Genomic DNA, 22,183 nt, shown 5'->3' with positions numbered 1-22,183 from the left:
GGCGCGGAAACGTAGGTAACAATGGTTCAATCGCGAAAGATTTGCTTCCAATCTGCCTTCATGTCCACAATCGTCCACTGATTCACGGAAGCGGCATCAAGCGCCGTGTCGAGGCGGCCGAACTCGGTGTTCCGATCATAGGCATATTCGCGCTCCGCATCGGTGTGATGAATGAGCATGCCAAAACCGGGCGTTCCGCCCAATGTTGTCCACTGCAGCATTTCCAGGTCGCCATCGGAATTTCCGAACGCGGCAATTGGACGACGGCCAATGTGCTCGTTGATCCCCACGGGCTTGCCGGCCTTGTCATCTATGAAATTTATCTGCGGCAGGCGAAACAGTGTCGGTGCGCCGTCCTTCATCTCGAACTGCGTCTTGATCGACGAGCCGACGACCTGCTCGGGCGGGATGCCATAGACCTTTTCGCTCCAGGGCCGCATCATCTCGATGCCGCCGCCCGATACGATGAACGTCTTGAAGCCATTGGCACGCAGATAGGTGAGCAGTTCGAGCATCGGCTGATAGACCAGCTCGGTGTAGGGTTTCTTGAACCGCGGGTCACGCGCGGTTGCAATCCAGTCCGTTACGATCTTCTGGAACTCTCCGGTGGTCATCCCGGCATGCGTCGCCATGATGAGCTCCACGAGGCCTTTTTCGCCGGCGGCTGCGAGGGTCTTCATATCACCCTCAAGCGCCGCCTTGAACGGTTGCGTGTCCTTCCACTCCGGATGCGATGCGGCTTCAGTTTTCACCCGGTCGAGGGCGAAGGCGAGCTGGGTGTACATCGGATGTTCGACCCACAGGGTGCCGTCATTGTCAAAGACGGCGATGCGTTCCGGCTCCGGGACGAAGTCGGGCGAATTTTCGGTGGTCACCTTTTTGACAAACTCGATGATGGCCGCCTTTGGTGCCGTGTCGTTCCACGAGGGGAGAGCGTCATTTTGAGCCAATGCCGGTACAACGACAAGAAGGATGGCCGCGATACAGAGCGCCCCAGCACGGGCGACTTTGGCAAGATCATGAGCCTCGTACATAAGGGCTTCCTCCAATGCGAGCTGCGCGTCCCAGACGCGCCGGCGGTGCGAACGAGAGGACCCCCGGTTCAGGCCGGGGGTCCAATTGAATGTCAATTGCCCGTTGGTAACGGAATGCTGACACCTTCCTTCGCGAGCGAGTCCCGCACCCACTGGAACCGCTCATAGTTCGAGAGCGTGATCGGTCCTGTGTACCCGACACTCTGCATCTTACGCGGGGGATACTCGACGTAAGTGGCCATGATCTTCTTCAACTCCTCACCCATGACCACGCCCATCCAGGTCCGCTCCGTGAAGTTGTTCATGAAAATGTCGTAACGTTCCTGGGGATCCTGCCATAAATCGAACACCTGGGGCACCGTGGCGACATATTTTTCCGCGCCTTTCCAGCCGAGATTCTGAGTCAACCGCCAAGCCACCGGTCGGGGCCCCGTCATCGCCGCGAATATTGAACGCGAACTTGTAGTTGTTGACGCGAATAGCACCGGGTGAAAGCTCGTTCTCGGTGAAATAGAACCAGGATTTGCGCTCGGATTTGCCGGTACCAAGCAAGACCGGCGACATGTCATAGCTGTCGAAGATAATGGGCTTGTCTTCGCGGTCCTTGTCGGGAAGCGGAACGCCGGCAACAGAGGCGAATGTGGCCATCAGATCGAGGCCGCCGACGACGTCATGATTCTTCGTGTTGGGCTTGACCTTGCCGGGCCATACCGCAATCGCGGGAACGCGGTTACCACCCTCGCGCAAAGTGCCCTTGCTGCCGCGGAAGGGCGTGTATCCGGCATCGGGATAGACGTCCTGCCACGCGCCATTGTCGGTGGTGTAGAAAACAAGCGTGTTCTTGTCCATGCCGGTTTCGCGCAGCTTGTCCAATATGCGTCCGATATGGGTGTCGAGTTCGACAACCGAATCTGCATATTTGCTTTTCGACATTGACTTGTGCTCGAATTCCGGTGCCGGCATGTTCGGCTGGTGCACCTTCATGAAGTTAACGTTGATAAAGAAGGGCACGTCCGGCTTCTGGGAGGCCGTATCAAGGAATTCAATTGCGGCTTTCTCGACGTAGTTGTCGAAGAACGGGATGCCGACGATACCTTCCTTGCCGTCAATCGTGGGAGTATCGACATATTGGCCGTTGACCTTGAATTCCTCTGTCACCGGGCCTCCGGCCTTGCCGGACAGTGCGCCTTTCGTCACTTTCTGAAACATTGCGCGGAGTGCCGGGTCCATGTCGGGGAACCACGTCGGATCAGCATAGGTGTAGGCGTTGAGATGATACAGACCAGCATATTTCATTTCGTCGTAGCCCTGCGCATTGGGCAGCGAATAATCCGCCTCACCGAGATGCCATTTGCCGGTAAAATAGGTCTGGTACCCGCCTCGTTTCAGCACTGAGGCGAGGGTCCATTCCGCTGCCGGAAGCCCACCACCCTGGCCCTGGAAGGCTACTGTGGTCATACCGCTGCGGTTGGGAATGCGCCCGGTCTGCATGGCGGCGCGGCCAGGGGTGCAACTCGGCTGAGCATAGAACGAGAAGAAGGTCATGCCTTCGCTTGCCAGCTTATCGATGCTGGGAGTCGGCATCCCGCGCCCTTCACCGCCACCATAGGGACCAAGATCGCCATAGCCGGTGTCATCGGATACGATGAACAGAATGTTGGGCTTTCTTTGCGCTTCCTGGGCCTGTGCGGGGGCAAGTGCGCCCCAGAGAACGGACGTAACAGCAAACGCACTGATACTATAGTTTAGAACCTTGCGACGCATTTTCTTCTCCTCCGTTTGACCCTCCAGCTTGTCGATCAATGAGGGGTGCTGACAGGCAACGACAATTCAATGGATGCCGCTGCCGCGTGTTCACCTTGAATTCAATCGAAACAACTGGAGCTCTTTTAATTCCGCGCACTCTTCAAGCTGGAGCGACGTCCAGCCCAAGTGTCGCGAACCCATCGCCAGCATCCTACTTAACCGCGACCGCCGGCGGTATTGTACCTTCGGGCAACACTGTTTTTTGTGAGCTTGGGCTTCGTCGAAATACTTCATTTCCAGCACGTTCCGGTTGCCGCACCAGTGTTTCGCCTCTACGATCGTATCGATGCTCTGAGGGGGAGAATCTAAATGCGTCTCATGATGCCCATAGTATTTTTCTCGGCGCTGATGCTGGCCGGTTGTCAAACAGGCGGCGATGGCACGGGGGCGGTTCCAGCGTCCGCCGTACCGCCGAGTATGGTTGCAACAGCAACGGCCGCTAACGGCGGGCCAATGGATGTGGCCGATTTGGTGAATGCGCCAGCGGGCACAGGAAGATCCCAAATGCTGGCTCGTGGATATAGAATTGGTATGGAACAGGGGCAGACCATTTTCTGGTGGAACCCGAAGACAACAATTTGCGCGACTACCGTTACGGCCAAAGGCCGCTATCAAACAATTGGAACTGCAGAGGCCCGATATTGTGGGCAAAATTCCAGTTAGAAGCGAGCTATAAGAAGAACGCTACGGAATTGCGATCACCACCATGCGCTGCCGTGCCCCAAGGCCGGTGGCGGCCGCGCCGGAAGGGTGGTACCGTGCCTACGGGAGCGAATCTGGTTGGCGTGCAATGACTTTGTTGCAGACAGCCGCAGCTATGTTGAGGGGAACAACATGAAGTATTCCGTTTCTTTGATATCAATGGTGGCTGCTGGTCTTCTGGCCGCAGGTCCCGTGCGCGCAGCCGACATCGCGTCGCCGATGGCACCTGAACTCAAGCAAACCGAACAGGACGGCTGGACGTTCGCGGTGAGCCCATATTTCTGGGCAGCAGGCATGTCCGGAGATACAGGTCTGTTTGGCCTTCCGACAGTGCATACCGACATGGATTTCGGCGATATCCTGAATGATCTCGATTTCGCAGCCATGGCGATAGGCGAGGCGCGGTACGAGCGCTACAGCATCTTTGGCGATATCATGTATTCGAAGATTTCTAGCGGTTCCGGTACGCCGAGAGGCATCATTGCCGACGATGTCGACGTGACCTCCGAAACCTTTGCCGGGCTTCTCGGCGCTGGCTATTCGGTACTGCAGAATGACCGGGGCAATCTCGATCTCGTCGCAGGCCTGAGGGTATGGCATGCGAGCACGGAGATCTCGTTCAGCGGCGGCATTCTCGATGGTGTGAGCCGTGAAGACAGCGCGACCTGGGTCGACGGTCTCGGCGGGATACGGGCAAAATATTCAATCACCGACAAAGTTTATTTTACGGGATGGGGGCTTGTCGGAGGCGGCGGGGCCGATGTCGACTGGGATGTGGCCGGTGGTATTGGCTACAGTTTCAACGAAAAGATATCCGCGGTCGCCGGGTACCGGGCGCTTGGCGTCGATTACAGCAACGACGGCTTCGTCATGGACATTGTTGAACAGGGGCCGATCTTCGGTGTCGTCATGCATTTTTAGCCGCTGCGGCTTAGCGATCCTTGGCGGGGGAGATAGCAGGCAGCAAGGCTGGTAGAGCGGCGGCTGACCTTCAACGGTCAGCCGCAATCGGCCATCCTGATTCAGATCAATCGATCAGTTCAGTAGCAAGGTGGAAGCGGATAATATCCGCATTGCGGGTAATAGTAGGGATTGGCCGCCGCCCCAATGGCCGCACCTGCCACCACTCCCGCTGCGACCGCACCGCTGCCATACCAGGCCCCGTGGTAGACGGGGGCGTGCCAGTAAGCCCCGCCGACATGAGCAACATTGACATCATTGACATGGGCGAAACTGCCGTGGAACCCGCCTGCACCGACATCGCCGCCATGGAATCCGCCAGCCGCAAAGCCTCCGGCGAAATGATCGATAAAGAGTGCGGCCGGCCCGGACCCGCCATCGAGACTTCCTTCGAGAACCGTAACATCGAATGTGAGGTTACTGCCTTCAAGCTTTGGAGATTTGAGGGTGACCACGGCCTCACTCACGTCTGATCCGTCGCCGCCCAGCACCGAAACCGTAGCGTTTGGCGGATCAATGGCAAAGTTATCCTTGCCCTCATCCCACTGCATTATGAACTGCTCGGTGGTGACATGCCCGGCAGCCCGTACCGGGCGATCGGCAAAGACGACAGAATTCGCCGAGACCCCGGTGAGAAGAAGCTTACCGCCATCAAGCTTGGCACCAGACGAATTAATGACTGCGAGGGACGGCACCGGGCCAGTCGGTGTGACGGTACCAATGGTTTTTCGCAAGGGCACATTTGGCTTTTTGACAGGATCTTGGGCAAATGCTCCAGGTGTTGCTCCCGAAAAACTCCCGACAACGGCTATAAAGCCTACGATGGGAAAGATTTTCATATCAGTAACCTCCAAGTAAGAGCGGAATGTGCTGGTAGGTTCTAACAAAGCACTGGACAGGACATGCACACGTCGCGACCAACGTGTTCGCCTTGACCCGTCTGCTCAGCCAGAACTTCTTCGAGATTTCGAACCGCGTGCCTTGGAAAATGGTGCGCAGGTCGCAAACATCGTACGCAAGAGCGGGCCGAGGCGATATTGTACTTTGGGGCAACACGCATGCATCAGCCATCGATCGGACCGCCATCGGTAGCCCCGGAACCCAATATATCGCGATAATCGTCTTGCCAAAGAGTGGGGGCATTTCCCGGATGGGCATCCATACTTCCCCGGATAGTACTACCCGGCCAATCTGTTACTATGGATCAGCTTGTTGGGGGCAAGTACGATGGGCATGGTGCGCAATTGGAAGGTTCGATCGAGCCGATCTCGCCCAGAATCCGGGCGTATTGTGTTGCGTATTTCTCGTGCTCCTCATGGCGGCACCGGCCGCCTCGATGGAGATTGTGGACCGCGCTCCCCGCGTTCTGATCCTTTATCCCTACGATGAGAGAATAGCCGCAACAACTGAAGCCGGGGAAGCAGTGCGAAACCGGCTGCGGGAAAGGACATCAGGCAAGATCGATATTTTCTCGGAGTTTCTCGATCTTTCGAGATTTCCGGAAAAGACCCACATCGAGAAAATGGCCCGCTTTCTCACTGGCAAATATGCCGATCGCCGCCCGGACGTGGTGGTTGCGCTCGGGGAGGAATCGGCAAGCTTCATCGTCACAAACCGCAATATCATCGCTCCCGGAGCGCAAATCCTTGTTACCGGCTTCAGCAAATCGACCGCCGAGAGTATGCGCTTGCCCAGTGATGTCGTCGGTGTCTTCAACGAGTATGACGTAACGAAGACGCTCGAGTTGGCACGCAGCCTTCAGCCCCAGGCGCGGCATCTTTTCATTATCGGGGGATCGGCGGACTTCGATCGTGCGTGGCTCGCAACGGCTCGTTCCGACCTTGCGGGCCGGGCCAAGAATTATGAAACGACCTATCTGGAGAACTTGACGATCGATGAGTTCGTCGATCGCGCCGCTCATCTTCCCCCCGACAGCATCGTCCTCGCCCTGACCATTTTCAAAGATCGCACCGGGCGCAACTTCATACCGCGCGAAGCCATCAAACAGATAGCGGCAACTGCCAGCGCCCCGTTCTACGGCCCTTATCCAACCTACCTCGACTACGGCATCGTCGGCGGCAACATGGTGACATTCGAGTCGCTGGGGCTGGCCGTTGCCGACCTCGCCATCGATGCGGTAGCCGGGAAGCCGATTGCCAACGTCGATGCTCCGCAAACCTATATTGCCGATGCGAGACAATTAAAGCGCTGGGGGCTTTCGGAGAGCGATCTGCCTTCCGGAACTGTCCAATGGTTCCGGGAAAAAACACTCTGGGAACAGCACTGGCTGGCGGTCCTCGCCACACTCGCTGTCATTGCTGCGCAAGGCGTCGTCATTACCGGCCTGCTTATCGAACGCCGCCGCCGCCGTGCCGCGGAACTGGAATCACGCGTTCGTCTCCTTGAGCTTATCCATCTCAACCAGTCCGCGACGGCTGGCGCGTTGACGGCGTCTATTGCACATGAACTCAACCAGCCACTCGGCGCGATCCGCAGCAACGCTGAGGCGGCAGAGCTCTTGCTCCGGGGCGTGACGCCGGATCTCGAGTTGATAAAGCAGATTCTCGTCGACATTAAAGATGACGATCAGCGTGCGGGCGATATCATTGCCCGTCTAAGGGGGCTGCTCAAGAAGCGCAGTGAGATCGATTGGACGGAGTTCGACCTCAATGATGTGATAAACGGTGCGATCCAAATTCTCCGGCCAGAAGCCGAGCAGCGAAGCATCGTGGTCAGTTCCCTCGGCGTGACGGAGGAACTACGCGTGCGCGCTGACAAGGTCCATATCCAGCAAGTCATTCTCAATCTCGCCACCAATGCGATGGATGCCATGCTCGACGTGGCGTCGACCGAAAGGCGTCTGGTGTTCCAGACCCGGCTGACGAAGGAATCCAAGGTCGAATTGTCGATTTCGGATACCGGCCGCGGCATCCCCAGCGAAAAGCTTGTCGGAGTCTTTGACGCGTTCTACACGACCAAGCCGACCGGCACCGGGCTTGGCCTTCCCATCGCCCGGATGATCGTCGAAACCTACGCGGGCAAAATATGGGCAGACAATAGTCCGGGAGGCGGCGCTGTTTTCCGCTTCGTCCTGCCTCTCGCTCGAAACGGATAAGCCAGGTGAGACCAGTTATTCACATCGTCGATGACGACGCCTCGTTTCGAACTGCAGTGGGCCGGCTGGTAGAGGCATCCGGTTTTCGGGTGGCGCTCTATGAGTCCGGCGATAAAATTCTCGCGGTCTTACCGAACTTCGAACCTGGTTGTATCCTCCTCGACCTTCAATTGCCTGGCCTGAGCGGGCTTGAACTGCAACAGCATCTCGTGGAGAAAGCACCGTTGCTGCCGATCATCTACCTCACAGGCCAAGGCGACATCAAAGCCAGTGTGATGGCGATGAAAGCGGGCGCAGAAGATTTTCTAGAGAAGCCGGTTGTTGGCAAGACCTTATTGGCGGCGATCGAACGAGCGCTGTGCCAGTATGAAAAACGGCATGTCGAACAGGATCGGATTCATAGCCTTCAGGTTCGGGTGGGAAGCCTCACTCCACGCGAAGCGCAGGTTTTCGATCTGATTGTTCGCGGCAAGCTGAACAAGCAAATCGCCTACGTTCTGGGAACGTCTGAAAGAACGGTCAAGGCACATCGGCACTGCGTCATGGAAAAACTTGGAGTGCGCTCCCTTGCCGAGGCGGTATTGATTGCGGAGAAAATGGGGCGCCTCGATCCTGCGTCAAACCCATCGCCTTATGAGTGAAGCCTGCGCACTTCCCTTTAGGACAGTATCGTTGGTCCTTAGTCAGCTCTATCATCCATCGAGCTGACCATTTTCTCAACACTGGCTGAAGTGAGGCACAAAGTTGGAACGCCCACCAAGCATCGTGGCTGTCGTGGAAGACGATCCGAGCATGCGCAGGAGCGTTCGGCGCTTGCTGAATGCCCATGGCTTCGTGACGGAGGAATATTCGTCGGCCGAAGACTTTCTTCGTCACTCTGCCGCGACCGAAATCAACTGCCTTGTCCTCGATATTGATCTCGGCGGCATATCCGGGATCGAGTTGCAGCGCCGATTGAGGGCTTCGGGGTCCAAGCTTCCGGTGATTTTCATCACTGCTCTCGAAGACGGCGCACTGGAAGCGGAGGCGACACAGGCCGGTTGCATTGCCTATCTGCGCAAGCCATTTCCGGCCAACCTGCTAATCGACGCCATCAACAGTGCTTCAGCGGCGGATTGAACGGCGGATACCGGCTTATGCCGGCGCAGGGCGGACACTGCAGAAACGTTCACGTGAAAACGATCAAGAGCCTGGCGCCATCGCTCGATCCCTGATTTTTTGTATTAACTTTGCCGTTTTGTTCCACCAATGAAAAACAGTATTTAACCAGTAAAAATTGCATGTTGCCGACATGCAACCAATGGTTGTTATTTTAACCCTACCGTTAAATTGATCTGGTTGCGTCACTTGCCTGTTAATCGAATCCCGCCATTGATTGGACCAACTAGCGACACTCGCTATTCAGACAATCTTGGGAAATAGCATGAACGATAGGTTCTATACTGCCAACCGGGTCAGAAACAGGCATCTTCTCGCGGGCGTGAGTTGTGCCGCACTGGCCCTCGTTTGCGGAATTCCCTCGGAAGTCATGGCAGGGACGTATACGGCCAGCGACCCGGGACAGCTCAATGGAGCCATTGCGGCGGCGAACGCCGATGCCGATCCAAATGCAACGATCCAGCTTACCGGCAGTTTTTCGGTTACAACCACAAGTCTGACCGCACCCGCCAAGCCCATCACCATTGACACTCAAGGTTTCACACTTTCCGGCCAAGCCGGTGCCGGTGCAAGCAGTGGCGGCGGGGTGAACCTGGTTGGTGGAGCCGGCGGCATGTTTACGCTGGTGGGGAACTTCAAAGGCGGTAACGCGGATTTGGGAGGCGGAGGGCAAGGTCTGCAGATACGGCTTGGGGCATCAGTGACCAACAACGGATTTGTGGAAGGAGGAAGCAGCCTTGGTGGATCTGGAGGACCGGGCGTCATACTCGGCGGACCGGGCGCACCAGGCACTTTGATCAACAAGGGCACGATTCGGGGCGGGACAGGAGCCCTCGGCGGCGGGCAAGGCTTGCAGGTTCGCACCGGCGCAAACCCGGTCGTCAACAGTGGTACGATTGAAGGCGGAGCGGGGGCTCATGCGATCCAAGCGAATACGGCGACCGTAAGTCTCAATCTCATCAACAGCGGCACAATCCGGGCAGGTGCTGGCCAGGCGAACGCGATCGGGCTGGCGCCGGGAGCGACGACAGGCATCATCAACCTTGAACTGCAGGCCGGATCGGTGATTGAAGGCAATGTCGTTGCGAATGCAGCGGCAACCACCGACACCCTTCGCCTTGGCGGAACCGATGACGCCATCTTCGACGTGTCGGCCATCGGCCCGCAATATCAGAACTTCGATATCTACCAGAAGACCGGTACGAGCGACTGGTATCTCACAGGTACAGGTACAGCCACGACGAACTGGGATATCCAGAGCGGGTTCCTGACCGTTGGCAATGGCGGCACCAGTGGCAGTGTCATCGGCGATATCACCCTGAATGGCGGAACGCTCGGTTTCTTCCGCTCCGATACGGTCACCTTCGACAATGTCATCACCGGGACCGGCGAGGTCATGCAGTATGGCAGTGGCAAAACGATCCTGAACGGCAATTATACCTATAGCGGCCTGACGTCCGTTGTTGCCGGCACTTTGGCCATAAATGGCTCAATCGCGACGCCGGTTTCCGTGGCCAGTGCCGGTACGCTTGGCGGCATCGGTACGATCTTCGGCGATGTGACCAACACTGGTACCGTTGCTCCTGGCAATTCCATCGGCACATTGACCATAAACGGCAATTATATCGGAAGCGGCGGTGTGCTCGAGATCGAAACTGCGCTCGGCGGCGACGCCTCGCCGACGGACCGTCTGGTGGTAACCGGCGACACCTCCGGCAGCGCCGGTGTACGGGTAATCAATGTCGGTGGTACCGGTGCGCAGACGATCGAAGGGATCAAGATTGTCGATGTGGGCGGCGCCTCGAATGGCGCATTCTCGCTGCTCGGCGATTATGTGATCAATGGCGAACAGGCGGTCATTGCCGGTGCCTATGGCTATACCCTGCATAAGAACGGGGTGAGCACCCCCAGCGATGGAGACTGGTATCTGCGATCTGCACTTACTTCGCCGGCCGAACCTGGTGAGCCGGAAAACCCTGGGGAACCGGGTGTACCTGGAAATCCTGGTGGACCTGAGGGCCCGATCTATCAACCCGGCGTGCCGATCTACGAAGCCTATGGTCAGGTCCTGCAAAGCCTGAACGGTGTCTCGACCCTGCAGCAGCGCGGAGGCAATCGCTATTGGGCCGGGGCAGGCAATGGTGCGCTGGCGCAAGGCGATGGCTCGGGCATGGTCGAAGCCGCACCGCTCCCCTCGGAAGGTGGCGATATCGCGATCGATTCCCGTGGTATCTGGGGCCGGATTGAAGGTGCGCATGGCAAGTTCGAGCCCAGGACTTCAACTACGCTGTCTGACTATGATGCCGATACATGGGAGGTAGAGAGGGATCGATGGCCAGTTCCATGAAAGCGATGCCGGTAAGCTCATCGGCGGTCTCACCGCCCATTACGGCCATGCCTCCGCCGACATAGCCTCGTTCTTCGGTGATGGCTCGATCGACACCGATGGATATGGTCTCGGCGGCACGCTGACCTGGTATGGCCAGAACGGCTTTTACCTCGACGGACAGGCGCAGGCGACATGGTATGATAGCGATCTCACCTCCACCACGCTTGGGAGCAGTCTCGCCGACGGCAATGACGGCTTTGGCTACGCCTTCGGCCTTGAAACCGGAAAACGGTTCAATCTCAACCAGAACTGGACCATGACGCCGCAGGCGCAGCTGGCCTATTCCAATGTCGATATCGACGACTTTACCGATCCGTTCGGCACCGACGTGTCGTTTGGCAGCGGCGACAGCCTCAAGGGCCGGATCGGCGTTTCCGCCGATTATCAAAATGCCTGGGAGGACAGAGCCGGAAAGCTCACCCGCACCAATCTCTATGGCATCGCCAACCTCTATTATGAGTTCCTGGATGGCAATGAGACCGACGTCTCAGGCGTGAACTTTGCCACCGCCAATGACCGCACCTGGGGCGGCATCGGGGCAGGCGGCAGCTACAATTGGAATAACGACAGTTACTCGCTCTACAGTGAGGTCTCCGTCAACACCAGCCTGTCTCACTTCGCCGAAAGCTATAGTCTCAATGGGACAGCGGGGTTCAGGGTGAAGTTTTAACGCCACCCGGAACACTTATGCTATCGCAAGGGTACCGATCTCCGCCTGCGCCGCCTTTAGCGATACCTCGCGCTGCCGAGCGCTGATATTAACGCCGTCGGCAGTGATGACTTCCGGATCAACGATGCCGACGAAGGCGAACACGCTCCTCAAGTAACTCAGCGTGTGCTCAAAATTCTCGGCGGGGGAGCCCGGTCCGTAAAAGCCGCCGCGCGCCAGCGCTATGATGACGCGTTTGCTGCCAAGCAGGCCTTCGGGTCCCTTTTCCGTGTAACGGAAGGTCTTGCCGGGGACGGCGATGCGATCGATCCATGCCTTCAGCTGGCTGGGCACGCTGAAATTGTACTGCGCGACGCCGAGAACGACCGTGTCTGCGGTCAAAAACTCCTCTAGAACGTTTGCCCCAAGCGCAAGGTCCGTCTTTAATGCAGCATCCTGGCCGACATCCAAGCCCGCCCGGACCACGCCGACGTATTTGCCCGACAGGTGCGGGATCGGTTGGGCCGCAAGATCGCGATAGACCACTTCAGTCATCGGATCGAGAGACTGGATCCGTGCGACCACCGCCGCCGAAAGCGCCCGGCTCACCGAGTTTTCGCCGAGTATGCTGGAATCGAGATGAAGAAGGGATGGCATCAATAACCTCACACCTGTGTAGCAACAGGATTTCATAACAATGGGACAGTCGCCCGTTATCTTAATTGCACTTTTATGTCATTTCGACTAAAAGGTCAATATGACATTTGGATAGAGGATGGCTAATGGCGAAGATTGATCTGGCACGGAGGGCAAAAATCGGACGCGACCGGCGCGAGAGGACCCGCGCACATATCCTCAACGCGGGAGCGACGCTGCTTGCGGAAGGGGCTGCGCTGACCTTGGATGCCGTGGCAGAGGCGGCGGGCCTCGCCAAGGGCACGTTTTACTATCACTTCGGCAACGTCGAGGAGTTGATTGCTGCGGTGAATGTGCAGCTGGAACGGAGCTTTGACGAGGTGCTGGCACCTCCTCATGCGGGGTTAAGCAATCCGGTCGCGCGCCTGTCCTTTGCATTTGCGCAATCCCTGGAAAAGGCGCTTTCCGATACTGCCTGGGCGCGGCTGGTAGTTCAAACCTCGCAAAAGCCGAACAAGTTCGGCGGCGGAGTTCGCAAAAAGCTTACGGCCGATATCGCCGAAGCGATAAGACAAGGACACATGGCCGTGCTGGACCCGGAACTCGCCACTGACATCTTCGTCGGAATTTGGCTCCAGGTGACACGAGGCACTTTCGAGCGAGCCCCAACGCCTGATTTGACTCGCAAGGCCTTGCAGGCGGCGCTTCGAGCACTCGGGAGCGCTCCGCCTGAGGGATTATCCCTATCGACATGATGGCGCTTTGTCCGGCCAGTCTATCCTTGCTGACCAAGACTACTACATGCCAGCGGCTGGCAGGCGCTTGAGTACCGATCCCGCCTGCTGGGCGCTGAGGCCAATCGCGCGCAAGATGGCACTGATGACAGCATCAGGGTCGAACGAGGACAGTCTGTCTTCACCGATCACGCGCAACATGTGGAGCATAATCCCGACGACAATCTCGACGTTCAGTTCCGCCGCCGGCGCTTCCTGAGACAGGTGTTGGAGGTCCTCGAGGAGACGGCGGCGGATGTTGTCGCCGCTTTGCGGATTGGTTGCTGTCATCCTTGCGACCACTGCGGCCCATCGGGAGTCATTGAGGGCTTTGTCGATGAATGCTCTACAGCCGAAGGCAATGCGCAGGGCAGGCTCGGTGAGGGCGGTCCGGCCCGGCTGCAGCAGTTCATCGAACGACTGGACCAATTCCTCCGCGACCGCCGCGGCCAATGCTTCCAGGCTATCAAAATGAGTGTAGAACGTTCCCTTCGCGACGCCTGCCTCCTGAACCACGTCATCCACCGTGACGGATTCCACAGCCCGTCCGGCAAACAGAACATTGGCAGCTTCAACAAGCTGCGCACGGGTTTTTACGCGCTTTTCGCGTCCAATTTCGGCTCGGCGGATCAGGTTGATGTTTGCCATCGTGATTCCTCAAAATTCTACCTACAAGTAAGTCATATTGACCTGAAAGGCCAGTTCGAAGCCGGAGAGATTTACATTTCCATTCTCTTGCATAGCACCCATGCGCCTATTTCATATTGACTATAAGTTCGAAATGACTTAATAGTCACTGAAATGTTGATCCGCCGCTGGCAGGCGTAGGATTTCTCACACCATAAAAACCTCGAACCCTATCGCTGAGGCTGAGCTGCGCCCCTGGCTCATACCTTTTTGGTTGCAAACCGTAATGGAGCAAAAAATGCAGCCTATACGTCTTATTGGAATCGGTCTCGCCTGCGTCCAACTCGCCGCCTGCGAAGACAAAGCAGAAGTCGCACCGCCGCCGCAGCATGTCCGCGCCATTCACGCCTCGCTCGCCGAATATCAGCCGCGAGCGGAAATCACCGGCGAGGTCAAGGCCCGGATCCAGTCGAACCTTTCGTTCCGGGTAAGCGGCAGGGTGATTGAGCGCTTTGTCGACGTCAGTTCACCCGTGCACGCCGGCGACATTCTCGCCCGCCTCGATGACAGCGAACAGCGTGCCGATGTGGAAGTCGCAAGGGCGGGGCTGCAGTCGGCGCAAGCGGTCGCCACGCAGAAGACGCTGACTTACGAGCGGTATGAGGCGCTGCTGCGCTCGCGGTCCATCTCCCAGGCCACTTTTGATGAGGCTGATAAGGAGCTGCGCACGGCGCGGGCCTCCCTGGAAGCTGCCGAAGTGGCGCTGGGGACGGCGGAGGATGCTCTTTCCTACACCAAACTGAAAGCCGACGCCGACGGGATCATAACCGCGCGGGACATCGAGGTGGGCCGGGTGGTGTCGGCGGCGCAGCCCGCCTTCACACTTGCCCATAACGGGCCCCGGGACGCCGTTTTCAATATCTTCGAGGCCTTTTTCCTCGAAGGTCAGCCGTTATCCGGTGTCGATGTTGCACCGGTGTCGGATCGCACCCCCGGAGCGCGGGCGACGGTGAGGGAGGTCTCTCCCTTCATCGACACGAGAACCGGAACCATCCGTATCAAGGTGGCACTCCCCGAAGATGCGCAATGGCCGCTCGGCACGCCCGTTGTCGGCGAGTTCCGCTCGCCGCCACGCCAGGGGATCGTTTTGCCTGCGAGCGCTATCGCCTCCGCCAAAGGCGAGCCCGCCGTGTGGCTCGTCGCCCCGGGCAGCAGTTCTGTCTCACTCCGGAAGATCGCAGTCGCAAGATACCGCGATCGCGACGTGATCGCGTCCGGCGGTATCGCCCCGCAGGACCTGATCATCACCGAGGGAGGAAAGTTTCTCAAGGAAGGTCAAACCGTGGCCTGGGAGGACAAATAAGATGTCCCATTGCCGCTTTCATTGCTCGATTTCAGTCCTTGCGTTAGTCGCTCTTCTTGCCGGCTGCAATCAGGACGCCAGCTCTGGCGAGCTGGCTGGACCGCGCCCCGTCAAGTCCGTAGCCGCCAGCGCAACGCAGGCGCAGACAGTGCGCTTTCCTGGCGTCGTCCAGGCGGGAGTGCAAACCGATCTCGCATTCCGCACGTTGGGGCGCGTCGTATCACGCAAAGCGGGTGTGGGCGACCTCGTGCGTGCCGGCGACGTCGTGGCCGGGATTGATCCGCTCGCGCTTGAACTCGCCGTCCGCAGCGCCGAAGCCGATCTGCGCAGCGCTGAAGCGCACCGTGGGAACGCCCTGTTGACGCAGGAGCGCAAGCAGAGGCTGGCGTCGACGAGCGCCGCGAGTGCCGCGGATCTGGATCTTGCCGAGCAGGAGTTGAAATCGGCGCAGGCTAACGTGGCAAAGGCCAATGCCGGCCTCGCTAAGGCACGTGAGCAGCTTGGTTATGCCGAGCTCAAGGCCGAGTTCGATGGTGTTGTGGCGGCCACGTCCGTTGAAGTCGGACAGACGGCAACCGCCGGCGAGCCAGTCCTCACACTCGCTCGCCTTGACCAGCGTGACGTGATCGTCGACGTTCCGGAAGAGTATCTCCGGTCTGTGCGCGTGGGCGACCATTTCGACATCGCCCTCCAGCTCGATGACACGCTGCGGACCTCAGGCGTCCTGCGCGAGATCGGCCCGCAGGCCGATGCCGGTACCCGCACCCACAGGCTGAAAATCGCCATCGATAAAGCACCGGATGTTTTCCGTCTTGGTTCGGTGGTCACCGCTACGCCGCCAAAGGCGCAACAGGGGCTGCCCGTCGTGCTGCCTGCAACGGCGCTCGTCAAGAGCGATGGCACTGACCGTGTCTGGGTTGTCGACCCCGCAACCCACACCGTTTCACTCAGACCCGTACGACTCGACATCTCCCCGACTGGCGTCCGCTCCATCCGGGTCCTCTCTGGGCTCAAGGACGGAGAAGAAGTGGTCGTCGCGGGCGTCAACCAGCTGGCCGAGGGGCAGGCCGTGAGAACACAACAGGAGCAGCGCCCGTGAACAAGTTCAACCTTTCAGACTGGGCACTCGAGCATCGCTCGCTCGTCTGGTATTTTATGATCATCTTCGCAGTGGCCGGCGCGTATGCCTACATGGCCCTCGGCCGCGAGGAAGACCCGTCCTTCACAATTAAAACGATGGTGATCCAGGCCCAGTGGCCCGGCGCGTCCGCCCAGGAAGTGACGCAGCAGGTCACCGACCGCATCGAAAAGAAGCTGCAGGAACTCGACAATCTCGAGCATACCCGCAGTATCACCACCGCCGGACAGACGATCGTCTTCGTCGATCTGCTGCCGAAGACGAACGCGCAGGACGTCAAGCCGACCTGGTCGCGGGTCCGCAACCTGATTGACGATATCAGGCACGAGTTCCCCCAAGGGGTGGTTGGTCCGTTCTTCGATGATCAGTTCGGCGACGTCTACGGCAATATTTTTGCCTTTAGCGACGACGGGCTAAGTCAGCGGGAGTTGCGTGATTTCGCCGAGAACGCCCGAACCCAGATCCTCAAACTACCGGATGTGGGCAAGGTCGACATCGTCGGCGAGCAGGACGAGGTTATTTATCTCGAGTTCTCAACCCGCAAGATCGCTGCCCTTGGCCTCGACCGCGCCGCAATCATCTCGGCACTGCAAGCGCAAAACGCCGTGACACAGTCCGGTTTCGTCGAGGCGGGTCCGGAGCGCATCGCCTTGCGCGTCGGCGGCCGATTTCTCTCCGAAGATACCCTGCGCGGCATTAATCTGAGGGTAAACGACCGCTTCTTTGCGCTGACCGACGTCGCCAGCATCAGTCGCGGCTACGTCGATCCGCCAAGCTCTCTTTTCCGCTTCAACGGGAAGCCGGCAATCGCGTTGGCGATTGGCATGAAGACAGGCGGAAACCTGCTGGCCTTCGGCGAAGCGCTGGAAAAGACCATGACCAGGATCGTTCAGGATCTTCCCATTGGCGTTTCGGTCGAACAGGTCTCCGACCAGCCGGAGGTGGTTCACGAGGCAGTGGGAGGCTTCACAAAAGCGCTGTTCGAGGCGGTCGCCATCGTGCTTGCGATCAGTTTCATCAGTCTCGGGTTCCGTGCGGGGCTTGTCGTGGCGATCGCTATTCCGCTCGTTTTGGCCATCACCTTCATGGTGATGCTCTATTTTGGCATTTCGCTGCAGCGGATTTCGCTCGGAGCGCTCATCATCGCGCTCGGCCTTCTCGTTGACGACGCCATGATCGCGGTTGAGATGATGGTGGCACGTCTGGAATTGGGTGACAGTCTCACCAAGGCGGCTACCTATGTCTACACGTCCACAGCCTTCCCGATGCTCACCGGCACGCTCGTGACCGTCGCGGGATTCATCCCGGTCGCGTTCAACAAAAGCAGCGCCGGCGAGTTCACCTTCACCCTCTTCGTCGTCATCGCCGTATCACTCATCGTATCCTGGATCGTTGCTGTAGTGTTCACGCCCCTTATCGGCGTGACCTTGCTGCCCAAGTCGATGAAGAAGCATGCACAACACAAGGGCCGGTCCGCGAAGGTATTTTCGCGCTTGCTACAATTCTGCCTGCGCTGGCGCTGGATGACGATCATCGCCACGGTTCTCCTCTTTGCCGGATCGGTCGTCGGCCTGTCGATGGTGCAGCAGCAGTTCTTCCCGAGCTCCGACCGTCCGGAACTCATCATTGACTGGAACCTGCCGCAGAACAGTTCGATTGCCGAAACAGGCGGTCAGATGGGGCAATTCGAGCGCGAGGTGTTAGCCGGCAACCCTGCGGTCGAGCATTGGTCGACCTATGTCGGACGGGGCGCGCCCCGCTTCGTTCTTTCCTTCGATGTCCAGCCGGCCGACGTTGCCTTCGGGCAGACCGTCATCGTCACCAAAGGGCTCGATGTCCGCGACAAGCTGAAGAAGGACGTCGAAGCTTACCTTCAGAAGACCTTTCCCGGAACTGACGCCTATGTGAAGCTCCTCGAAATCGGACCCCCCGTCGGCAAGCCGATTCAGTACCGCGTGTCCGGCGAGGATCTTCAGACGGTGCGTGATCTGGCACAAAAACTGGGGTCTGTCGTCGGCACCAATCCTTCCCTCAAGAACCTTGCCTTTGACTGGAATGAACCGGCGCGCGTTGTGAAGATCGACGTGATGCAGGACAAGGCGCGCCAGCTTGGCGTCTCGTCCCAGGACATCGCCATGGCGCTCAACACCGTCGTTCAAGGAGACTCGGTCACGCAGGTCCGAGACGACATCTATCTCGTCGATGTCGTCGGCCGTGCCGCGGAAAAGGAGCGCGGCTCGATCGGCACGCTGCTCGACCTGCAGCTCCAAGCCAGCAGCGGCCAGCCGGTGCCATTGTCGTCGGTCGCAACGTTCCGCTATGAGCTCGAACAGCCGACGGTCTGGCGGCGCGACAGGCTCCCGACGATCACCGTCAAGGCCGGGATCAGCGATACGACGCAGCCGGCAACCATTGTCAAAGCGCTCACCGACAAGATTGCGGCGTTCGAAAAGACGTTGCCGGCAGGCTATCACGTCGAAGTCGCCGGCGCAGTCGAGGAAAGTGCCAAATCGCAAGGTCCGATCGCGCGCGTCATCCCGGCCATGCTCCTCGTCATGGCAACACTGCTGATGGTGCAGCTTCAGAGCTTCCACAGGCTGTTCCTGGTGTTCTCTGTTGCCCCATTGGCCCTCATCGGCGTGGTCGCGGCCCTTTATCTGAGCCATGCCCCGCTCGGCTTCGTTGCCCTCCTTGGCGTGCTCGCGCTCGTCGGAATCCTCATCCGCAACTCGGTGATCCTGATCGTGCAGATCGAGGAATTGCGAGCGGAGGGAATGTCGCCATGGAAGGCGGTCGTCGAGGCGACCGAACATCGCATGCGGCCGATCATGCTGACCGCGGCTGCGGCGACCTTGGCGCTGATCCCTATCTCGCACGAGATCTTCTGGGGACCGATGGCCTACGCAATGATGGGCGGCATCGTCGTGGGAACGGCGCTGACGCTACTTTTCCTGCCGGCGCTTTATGTCGCCTGGTTCCGGATACCGCGTGAGATCGAGGAGCACTGAGATGGACGCCAGAATGTCTTCCGCCCTCTTTCGAAGATGCGCTCCTCAACTGCTTTCGGTGGCGGTGCTCATGTGCATCGCCATAACCGGATGCGCGACCCGGGTGGAAAACGTCCTGCAGCCTCAAGTGGCCGTGACCGCAAGCGATGCCAGCCGGGTGAACATGCTGGTAGCGACGACGCGCAAATCATCGGACGATCCCGGTCGGCTCTATTCGGGCGAGCGCGGAACGGCGATCTCGCTCAACAACGTCTCCGTCTCCATTCCTCCAGATCGAAACCGCAAGATCGGCAAGGTGCAATGGCCCTCACGCCTACCGCCGAATCCGCAAAAGGAGTTTGCAGTCCTTGAAGCCGGCAAGGTTGCGACGGAAGGACAGGCTTTCAAGTGGTTTCGCAAGAACCGTAACGCCAAGCGGCAGGTGCTCATCTTTGTCCATGGCTTCAACAATACCTACGCCGACGCCGTCTTTCGCTTCGCCCAGATCGTTCACGACCTCGGGCACCGATGCGGCACCAATTCTCTTCGCCTGGCCATCGCGGGCGCGGGTTTTCGACTACCTTTATGACAAGGAAAGCGCCAACTACTCGCGACGAGCCCTGGAGGACCTGATCCTTCAGGCGACCCGGAGCCCCGATGTCGACGACGTAACCATCCTCGCGCATTCGATGGGGACCTGGCTCGCGGCGGAGGCACTGCGCGGGGTTGCCATGCGCGAAAAATCTATCCCGGCCAAGATCAAAAATGTCATCCTTGCATCGCCAGACATCGATATCGATGTGTTTCGCCGCCAGTTCATCGAAATGGGACCAAAACGGCCGCATTTTGCGATCCTGACATCGACGCGCGACAAGGCTCTGGAGGTCTCTGGCTGGCTCTCCGGCGGCGTCGACCGCGTCGGTGGTGCAGATCTCAAACCATATGCCTCTGTACTTGATAAACTTGGCGTTTCGGTCATCGACACGAGCGCCATCGCCTCGAACGATCCGCTCGGCCACAATGCCTTTGCCGATAGTCCTGAGATCGTACGCCTGCTTGGGAGACGGCTGGCCGGGCAATCGCTATCGGGACGAGAGGCGTCATTCGCGGATCGCGCGGGGGTGGCGGCTGCCAACTTTGCCGGGTCGGCGGCCCGTGTGGCCGTTGCCGCTCCGGTCTCGGTCATCAGCGGCGAGGCTCGCGACGTGTTGAAACGCGAACTTTCCCCATCGACCGGGCAGCTCGTGGACGGTCAGATCTCGTATTGAAGTCATGTCCGATCACTCCGAATGGGGAATGTCCACAACGGGCGAACCAAGGGTTACGAAATCGCTAGAGCGGTAGTAGTCGTAGACGGGACGCCCATTAACTTGCCACGCGAAGGTGCCAGCGGCAGCGATCATTTATGCTTCGGCGGCCTGTTTCCCAACCCGATCAGTATTTTGAGGGGACGTAGAGTTCCGGCGGCAAGACCTTTCGCTCGTAGTCTGGATTGAACACCCGCTGGGGCAGCGTGATGTCCTCGTGTGGAACATCCTCATAGGGAATTTGTTGCAGGAGATGATCCATGCAATTCAGGCGGGCCCGCTTCTTGTCATTGCCCTCGACGATATACCACGGCGCTTCGGGAATATTGGTGCGGGCGAAGGTCTCTTCCTTGGCCTTGGTGTAGGCTTCCCAGCGCACGCGCGATTGCAGATCCATGGGTGACAGTTTCCACTGCTTCAAGGGGTCGTGGATGCGCACAAGAAACCGCATCTGCTGCTCTTCGTCGGTGATGGAAAACCAATACTTCACCAGACGGACGCCGGAGCGCACCAGCATGCGTTCGAATTCGGGTACATCATGGAAAAATTCCGCAACCTGGTCTTCGGTGGCAAATCCCATGACCCGCTCGACGCCCGAGCGGTTGTACCATGAGCGGTCGAAGAGCACGATCTCGCCGCCGGCAGGCAGATGCGGCACATAGCGCTGGAAATACCACTGGGTCTTTTTCGCGGTCGGACGGGGCAGGCAGCGCCACCACCCGCACAATGCGCGGATTCAGCCGCTGGGTGATCCGCTTGATGACACCGCCTTTGCCGGCAGAATCGCGCCCCTCGAAGATCACGACGACCTTCTCTTTGTGATAAGCGACCCAGTCCTGCAGCTTGATCAGCTCTGCCTGCAGCGAAAGCAAGGCGCGGAAATAGTCTATGCGCGGCATCGATGGCGGATGCGCCTTGCGATAGATCTTGCGGATTTCCTCCGATAGCGCCGGTTCGGAAAGTTCGAGTTCGTAGTCCTCGTCGAGCGTATCGGCGAGCTCTGCTTCCAGCCAATCCGTATTTTCGCCCTTGTCCTTCGAATAAGTCATCGCACCACTCCAAATTTGGCCAACTGTTGCGCCCGTTTTATCCCTTTATGCCATGATCGCGTGACGGTAATTTAAAGTTTTGTCGTGATCAAAACCGTGCCGTCGATCCAGCGGCTCGAAGGCAGGCTCCGCCTGCAGCTTGGTCCTGAAGCCTGTAGCGGCCAAAACGGGCGTGATTTACCGTTTCGACTCTTGATTGTGACAGAGACATTGCGGATATGTGACGCCCGTCGTGACAATTGGAAGAGAAGATGCGCCTCAGAGAACTACAGGAAATGAGATACGATCAGGACACCGGGCAGCTCAAGCTTTCCGGGCTGAATGCTTTCAACAAAGCAAAGAGTGTCACGGTCTCTATCGATAGCCCCGAGGAGTTTCTCAACGCGGTCAAGACAGCGCTTGCGGATGCCGACAGCAAACCGATTGCCATGGGCAAGGACAGATAGCACCCTCCAAGCGGTCATTCTGAATGAATTATCGGGATTAGGGG

At 58.5% G+C, this 22,183-nt stretch carries 15 protein-coding genes and 3 pseudogenes; 12 read left to right on the top strand and 6 right to left on the bottom strand.

The genetic code is table 11. The features are described from left to right. Positions 1-26 precede the first annotated feature (26 nt). Together N8E89_RS16235 and N8E89_RS16230 are read right to left on the bottom strand one after the other, a co-directional pair. A complete protein-coding gene (locus tag N8E89_RS16235) occupies positions 27-1,034 on the bottom strand; it encodes an HAD family hydrolase (protein WP_106667621.1) in 1,008 nt (335 codons plus the stop codon). 92 nt (positions 1,035-1,126) lie between these two features. Further along, positions 1,127-2,798, bottom strand: a pseudogene (locus N8E89_RS16230) (arylsulfatase). A gap of 876 nt (positions 2,799-3,674) precedes the next feature. On the opposite strand from N8E89_RS16230, the gene N8E89_RS16225 reads away from it, so the two are divergent. After that, positions 3,675-4,463: a DUF481 domain-containing protein gene (locus tag N8E89_RS16225; RefSeq protein WP_106667636.1), complete on the top strand. Its 789-nt coding sequence runs from the start codon at positions 3,675-3,677 to the stop codon at positions 4,461-4,463. Between the two features lie 119 nt (positions 4,464-4,582). On the opposite strand, the gene N8E89_RS16220 is transcribed toward N8E89_RS16225, so the two are convergent. Further along, on the bottom strand, positions 4,583-5,341 hold the full coding sequence (locus N8E89_RS16220; RefSeq protein ID WP_106667624.1) for a hypothetical protein: 759 nt from the start codon (positions 5,339-5,341) through the stop codon (positions 4,583-4,585). 476 nt (positions 5,342-5,817) lie between these two features. On the opposite strand from N8E89_RS16220, the gene N8E89_RS16215 reads away from it, so the two are divergent. The 5 genes from N8E89_RS16215 to N8E89_RS16195 all read left to right on the top strand — a co-directional run bounded on the left by N8E89_RS16215 (position 5,818) and on the right by N8E89_RS16195 (position 11,834). Continuing rightward, entirely contained in the window at positions 5,818-7,617 is a 1,800-nt protein-coding gene (locus N8E89_RS16215; protein WP_262260504.1) for a sensor histidine kinase, read from the top strand. Next, positions 7,614-8,258, top strand: coding sequence for a response regulator transcription factor (locus N8E89_RS16210; protein WP_106667627.1), 645 nt, complete (start codon positions 7,614-7,616; stop codon positions 8,256-8,258). Before N8E89_RS16215 ends, N8E89_RS16210 begins: the two co-directional genes overlap by 4 nt. Before the next feature lie 151 nt (positions 8,259-8,409). Then, on the top strand, positions 8,410-8,736 hold the full coding sequence (locus N8E89_RS16205) for a response regulator transcription factor (RefSeq protein WP_106667637.1): 327 nt from the start codon (positions 8,410-8,412) through the stop codon (positions 8,734-8,736). Between the two features lie 304 nt (positions 8,737-9,040). After that, complete coding sequence (locus N8E89_RS16200; protein ID WP_262260503.1) at positions 9,041-11,122, top strand: autotransporter outer membrane beta-barrel domain-containing protein; 2,082 nt, start codon at positions 9,041-9,043, stop codon at positions 11,120-11,122. After that, complete coding sequence (locus N8E89_RS16195) at positions 11,103-11,834, top strand: autotransporter outer membrane beta-barrel domain-containing protein (RefSeq protein ID WP_315975692.1); 732 nt, start codon at positions 11,103-11,105, stop codon at positions 11,832-11,834. The genes N8E89_RS16200 and N8E89_RS16195 overlap by 20 nt, the downstream gene beginning before the upstream one ends. A 15-nt stretch (positions 11,835-11,849) precedes the next feature. Here the strand turns inward: N8E89_RS16195 and N8E89_RS16190 are convergent, their stop codons facing one another. Beyond that, positions 11,850-12,470 (bottom strand): FMN-dependent NADH-azoreductase, encoded by a 621-nt coding sequence (locus N8E89_RS16190; RefSeq protein ID WP_262260502.1) that lies wholly within the window; start codon positions 12,468-12,470, stop codon positions 11,850-11,852. A gap of 125 nt (positions 12,471-12,595) precedes the next feature. On the opposite strand from N8E89_RS16190, the gene N8E89_RS16185 reads away from it, so the two are divergent. Continuing rightward, positions 12,596-13,204 carry a TetR/AcrR family transcriptional regulator gene (locus N8E89_RS16185; protein ID WP_106667630.1) on the top strand — a complete coding sequence of 203 codons (609 nt, stop codon included), beginning with the start codon at positions 12,596-12,598 and terminating at the stop codon, positions 13,202-13,204. A gap of 42 nt (positions 13,205-13,246) precedes the next feature. Here the strand turns inward: N8E89_RS16185 and N8E89_RS16180 are convergent, their stop codons facing one another. Next, on the bottom strand, positions 13,247-13,870 hold the full coding sequence (locus N8E89_RS16180) for a TetR/AcrR family transcriptional regulator (RefSeq protein WP_106667631.1): 624 nt from the start codon (positions 13,868-13,870) through the stop codon (positions 13,247-13,249). 277 nt (positions 13,871-14,147) lie between these two features. On the opposite strand from N8E89_RS16180, the gene N8E89_RS16175 reads away from it, so the two are divergent. From N8E89_RS16175 to N8E89_RS16160, 4 genes and pseudogenes are all read left to right on the top strand, one after another. Then, positions 14,148-15,212, top strand: a complete 1,065-nt coding sequence (locus tag N8E89_RS16175) for an efflux RND transporter periplasmic adaptor subunit (RefSeq protein ID WP_106667638.1) — start codon at positions 14,148-14,150, stop codon at positions 15,210-15,212. A gap of 1 nt (position 15,213) precedes the next feature. Continuing rightward, a complete protein-coding gene (locus N8E89_RS16170; protein ID WP_106667632.1) occupies positions 15,214-16,311 on the top strand; it encodes an efflux RND transporter periplasmic adaptor subunit in 1,098 nt (365 codons plus the stop codon). Next, positions 16,308-19,358, top strand: a complete 3,051-nt coding sequence (locus N8E89_RS16165; protein ID WP_106667633.1) for an efflux RND transporter permease subunit — start codon at positions 16,308-16,310, stop codon at positions 19,356-19,358. Before N8E89_RS16170 ends, N8E89_RS16165 begins: the two co-directional genes overlap by 4 nt. A gap of 70 nt (positions 19,359-19,428) precedes the next feature. Continuing rightward, positions 19,429-20,605 (top strand): annotated as a pseudogene (locus N8E89_RS16160) (alpha/beta hydrolase). Positions 20,606-20,771: 166 nt separating this feature from the next. Here the strand turns inward: N8E89_RS16160 and ppk2 are convergent. Continuing rightward, positions 20,772-21,693 (bottom strand): annotated as a pseudogene (gene ppk2, locus N8E89_RS16155) (polyphosphate kinase 2). Positions 21,694-21,944: 251 nt separating this feature from the next. Between ppk2 and N8E89_RS16150 the strand changes: the two are divergent. Next, entirely contained in the window at positions 21,945-22,139 is a 195-nt protein-coding gene (locus N8E89_RS16150) for a hypothetical protein (protein ID WP_106665242.1), read from the top strand. Positions 22,140-22,183: the final 44 nt, after the last annotated feature.

Source organism: Phyllobacterium sp. A18/5-2, from assembly GCF_025452215.1.
GTDB classification, from domain to species: domain Bacteria; phylum Pseudomonadota; class Alphaproteobacteria; order Rhizobiales; family Rhizobiaceae; genus Phyllobacterium; species Phyllobacterium sophorae.
This window is presented reverse-complemented; position numbering and strand designations above follow the sequence as displayed.

What these genes read in the sequence shown, in the direction of transcription:
- N8E89_RS16180 (WP_106667631.1), bottom strand. Translation starts at nt 13,870, where the DNA reads ATGGCAAACATCAACCTGATCCGCCGAGCCGAAATTGGACGCGAAAAG.
- N8E89_RS16200 (WP_262260503.1), top strand. Translation starts at nt 9,041, where the DNA reads ATGAACGATAGGTTCTATACTGCCAACCGGGTCAGAAACAGGCATCTT.
- N8E89_RS16190 (WP_262260502.1), bottom strand. Translation starts at nt 12,470, where the DNA reads ATGCCATCCCTTCTTCATCTCGATTCCAGCATACTCGGCGAAAACTCG.
- N8E89_RS16205 (WP_106667637.1), top strand. Translation starts at nt 8,410, where the DNA reads ATGCGCAGGAGCGTTCGGCGCTTGCTGAATGCCCATGGCTTCGTGACG.
- N8E89_RS16150 (WP_106665242.1), top strand. Translation starts at nt 21,945, where the DNA reads ATGCGCCTCAGAGAACTACAGGAAATGAGATACGATCAGGACACCGGG.
- N8E89_RS16185 (WP_106667630.1), top strand. Translation starts at nt 12,596, where the DNA reads ATGGCGAAGATTGATCTGGCACGGAGGGCAAAAATCGGACGCGACCGG.
- N8E89_RS16215 (WP_262260504.1), top strand. Translation starts at nt 5,818, where the DNA reads ATGGCGGCACCGGCCGCCTCGATGGAGATTGTGGACCGCGCTCCCCGC.
- N8E89_RS16220 (WP_106667624.1), bottom strand. Translation starts at nt 5,341, where the DNA reads ATGAAAATCTTTCCCATCGTAGGCTTTATAGCCGTTGTCGGGAGTTTT.
- N8E89_RS16170 (WP_106667632.1), top strand. Translation starts at nt 15,214, where the DNA reads ATGTCCCATTGCCGCTTTCATTGCTCGATTTCAGTCCTTGCGTTAGTC.
- N8E89_RS16225 (WP_106667636.1), top strand. Translation starts at nt 3,675, where the DNA reads ATGAAGTATTCCGTTTCTTTGATATCAATGGTGGCTGCTGGTCTTCTG.
- N8E89_RS16235 (WP_106667621.1), bottom strand. Translation starts at nt 1,034, where the DNA reads ATGTACGAGGCTCATGATCTTGCCAAAGTCGCCCGTGCTGGGGCGCTC.
- N8E89_RS16175 (WP_106667638.1), top strand. Translation starts at nt 14,148, where the DNA reads ATGCAGCCTATACGTCTTATTGGAATCGGTCTCGCCTGCGTCCAACTC.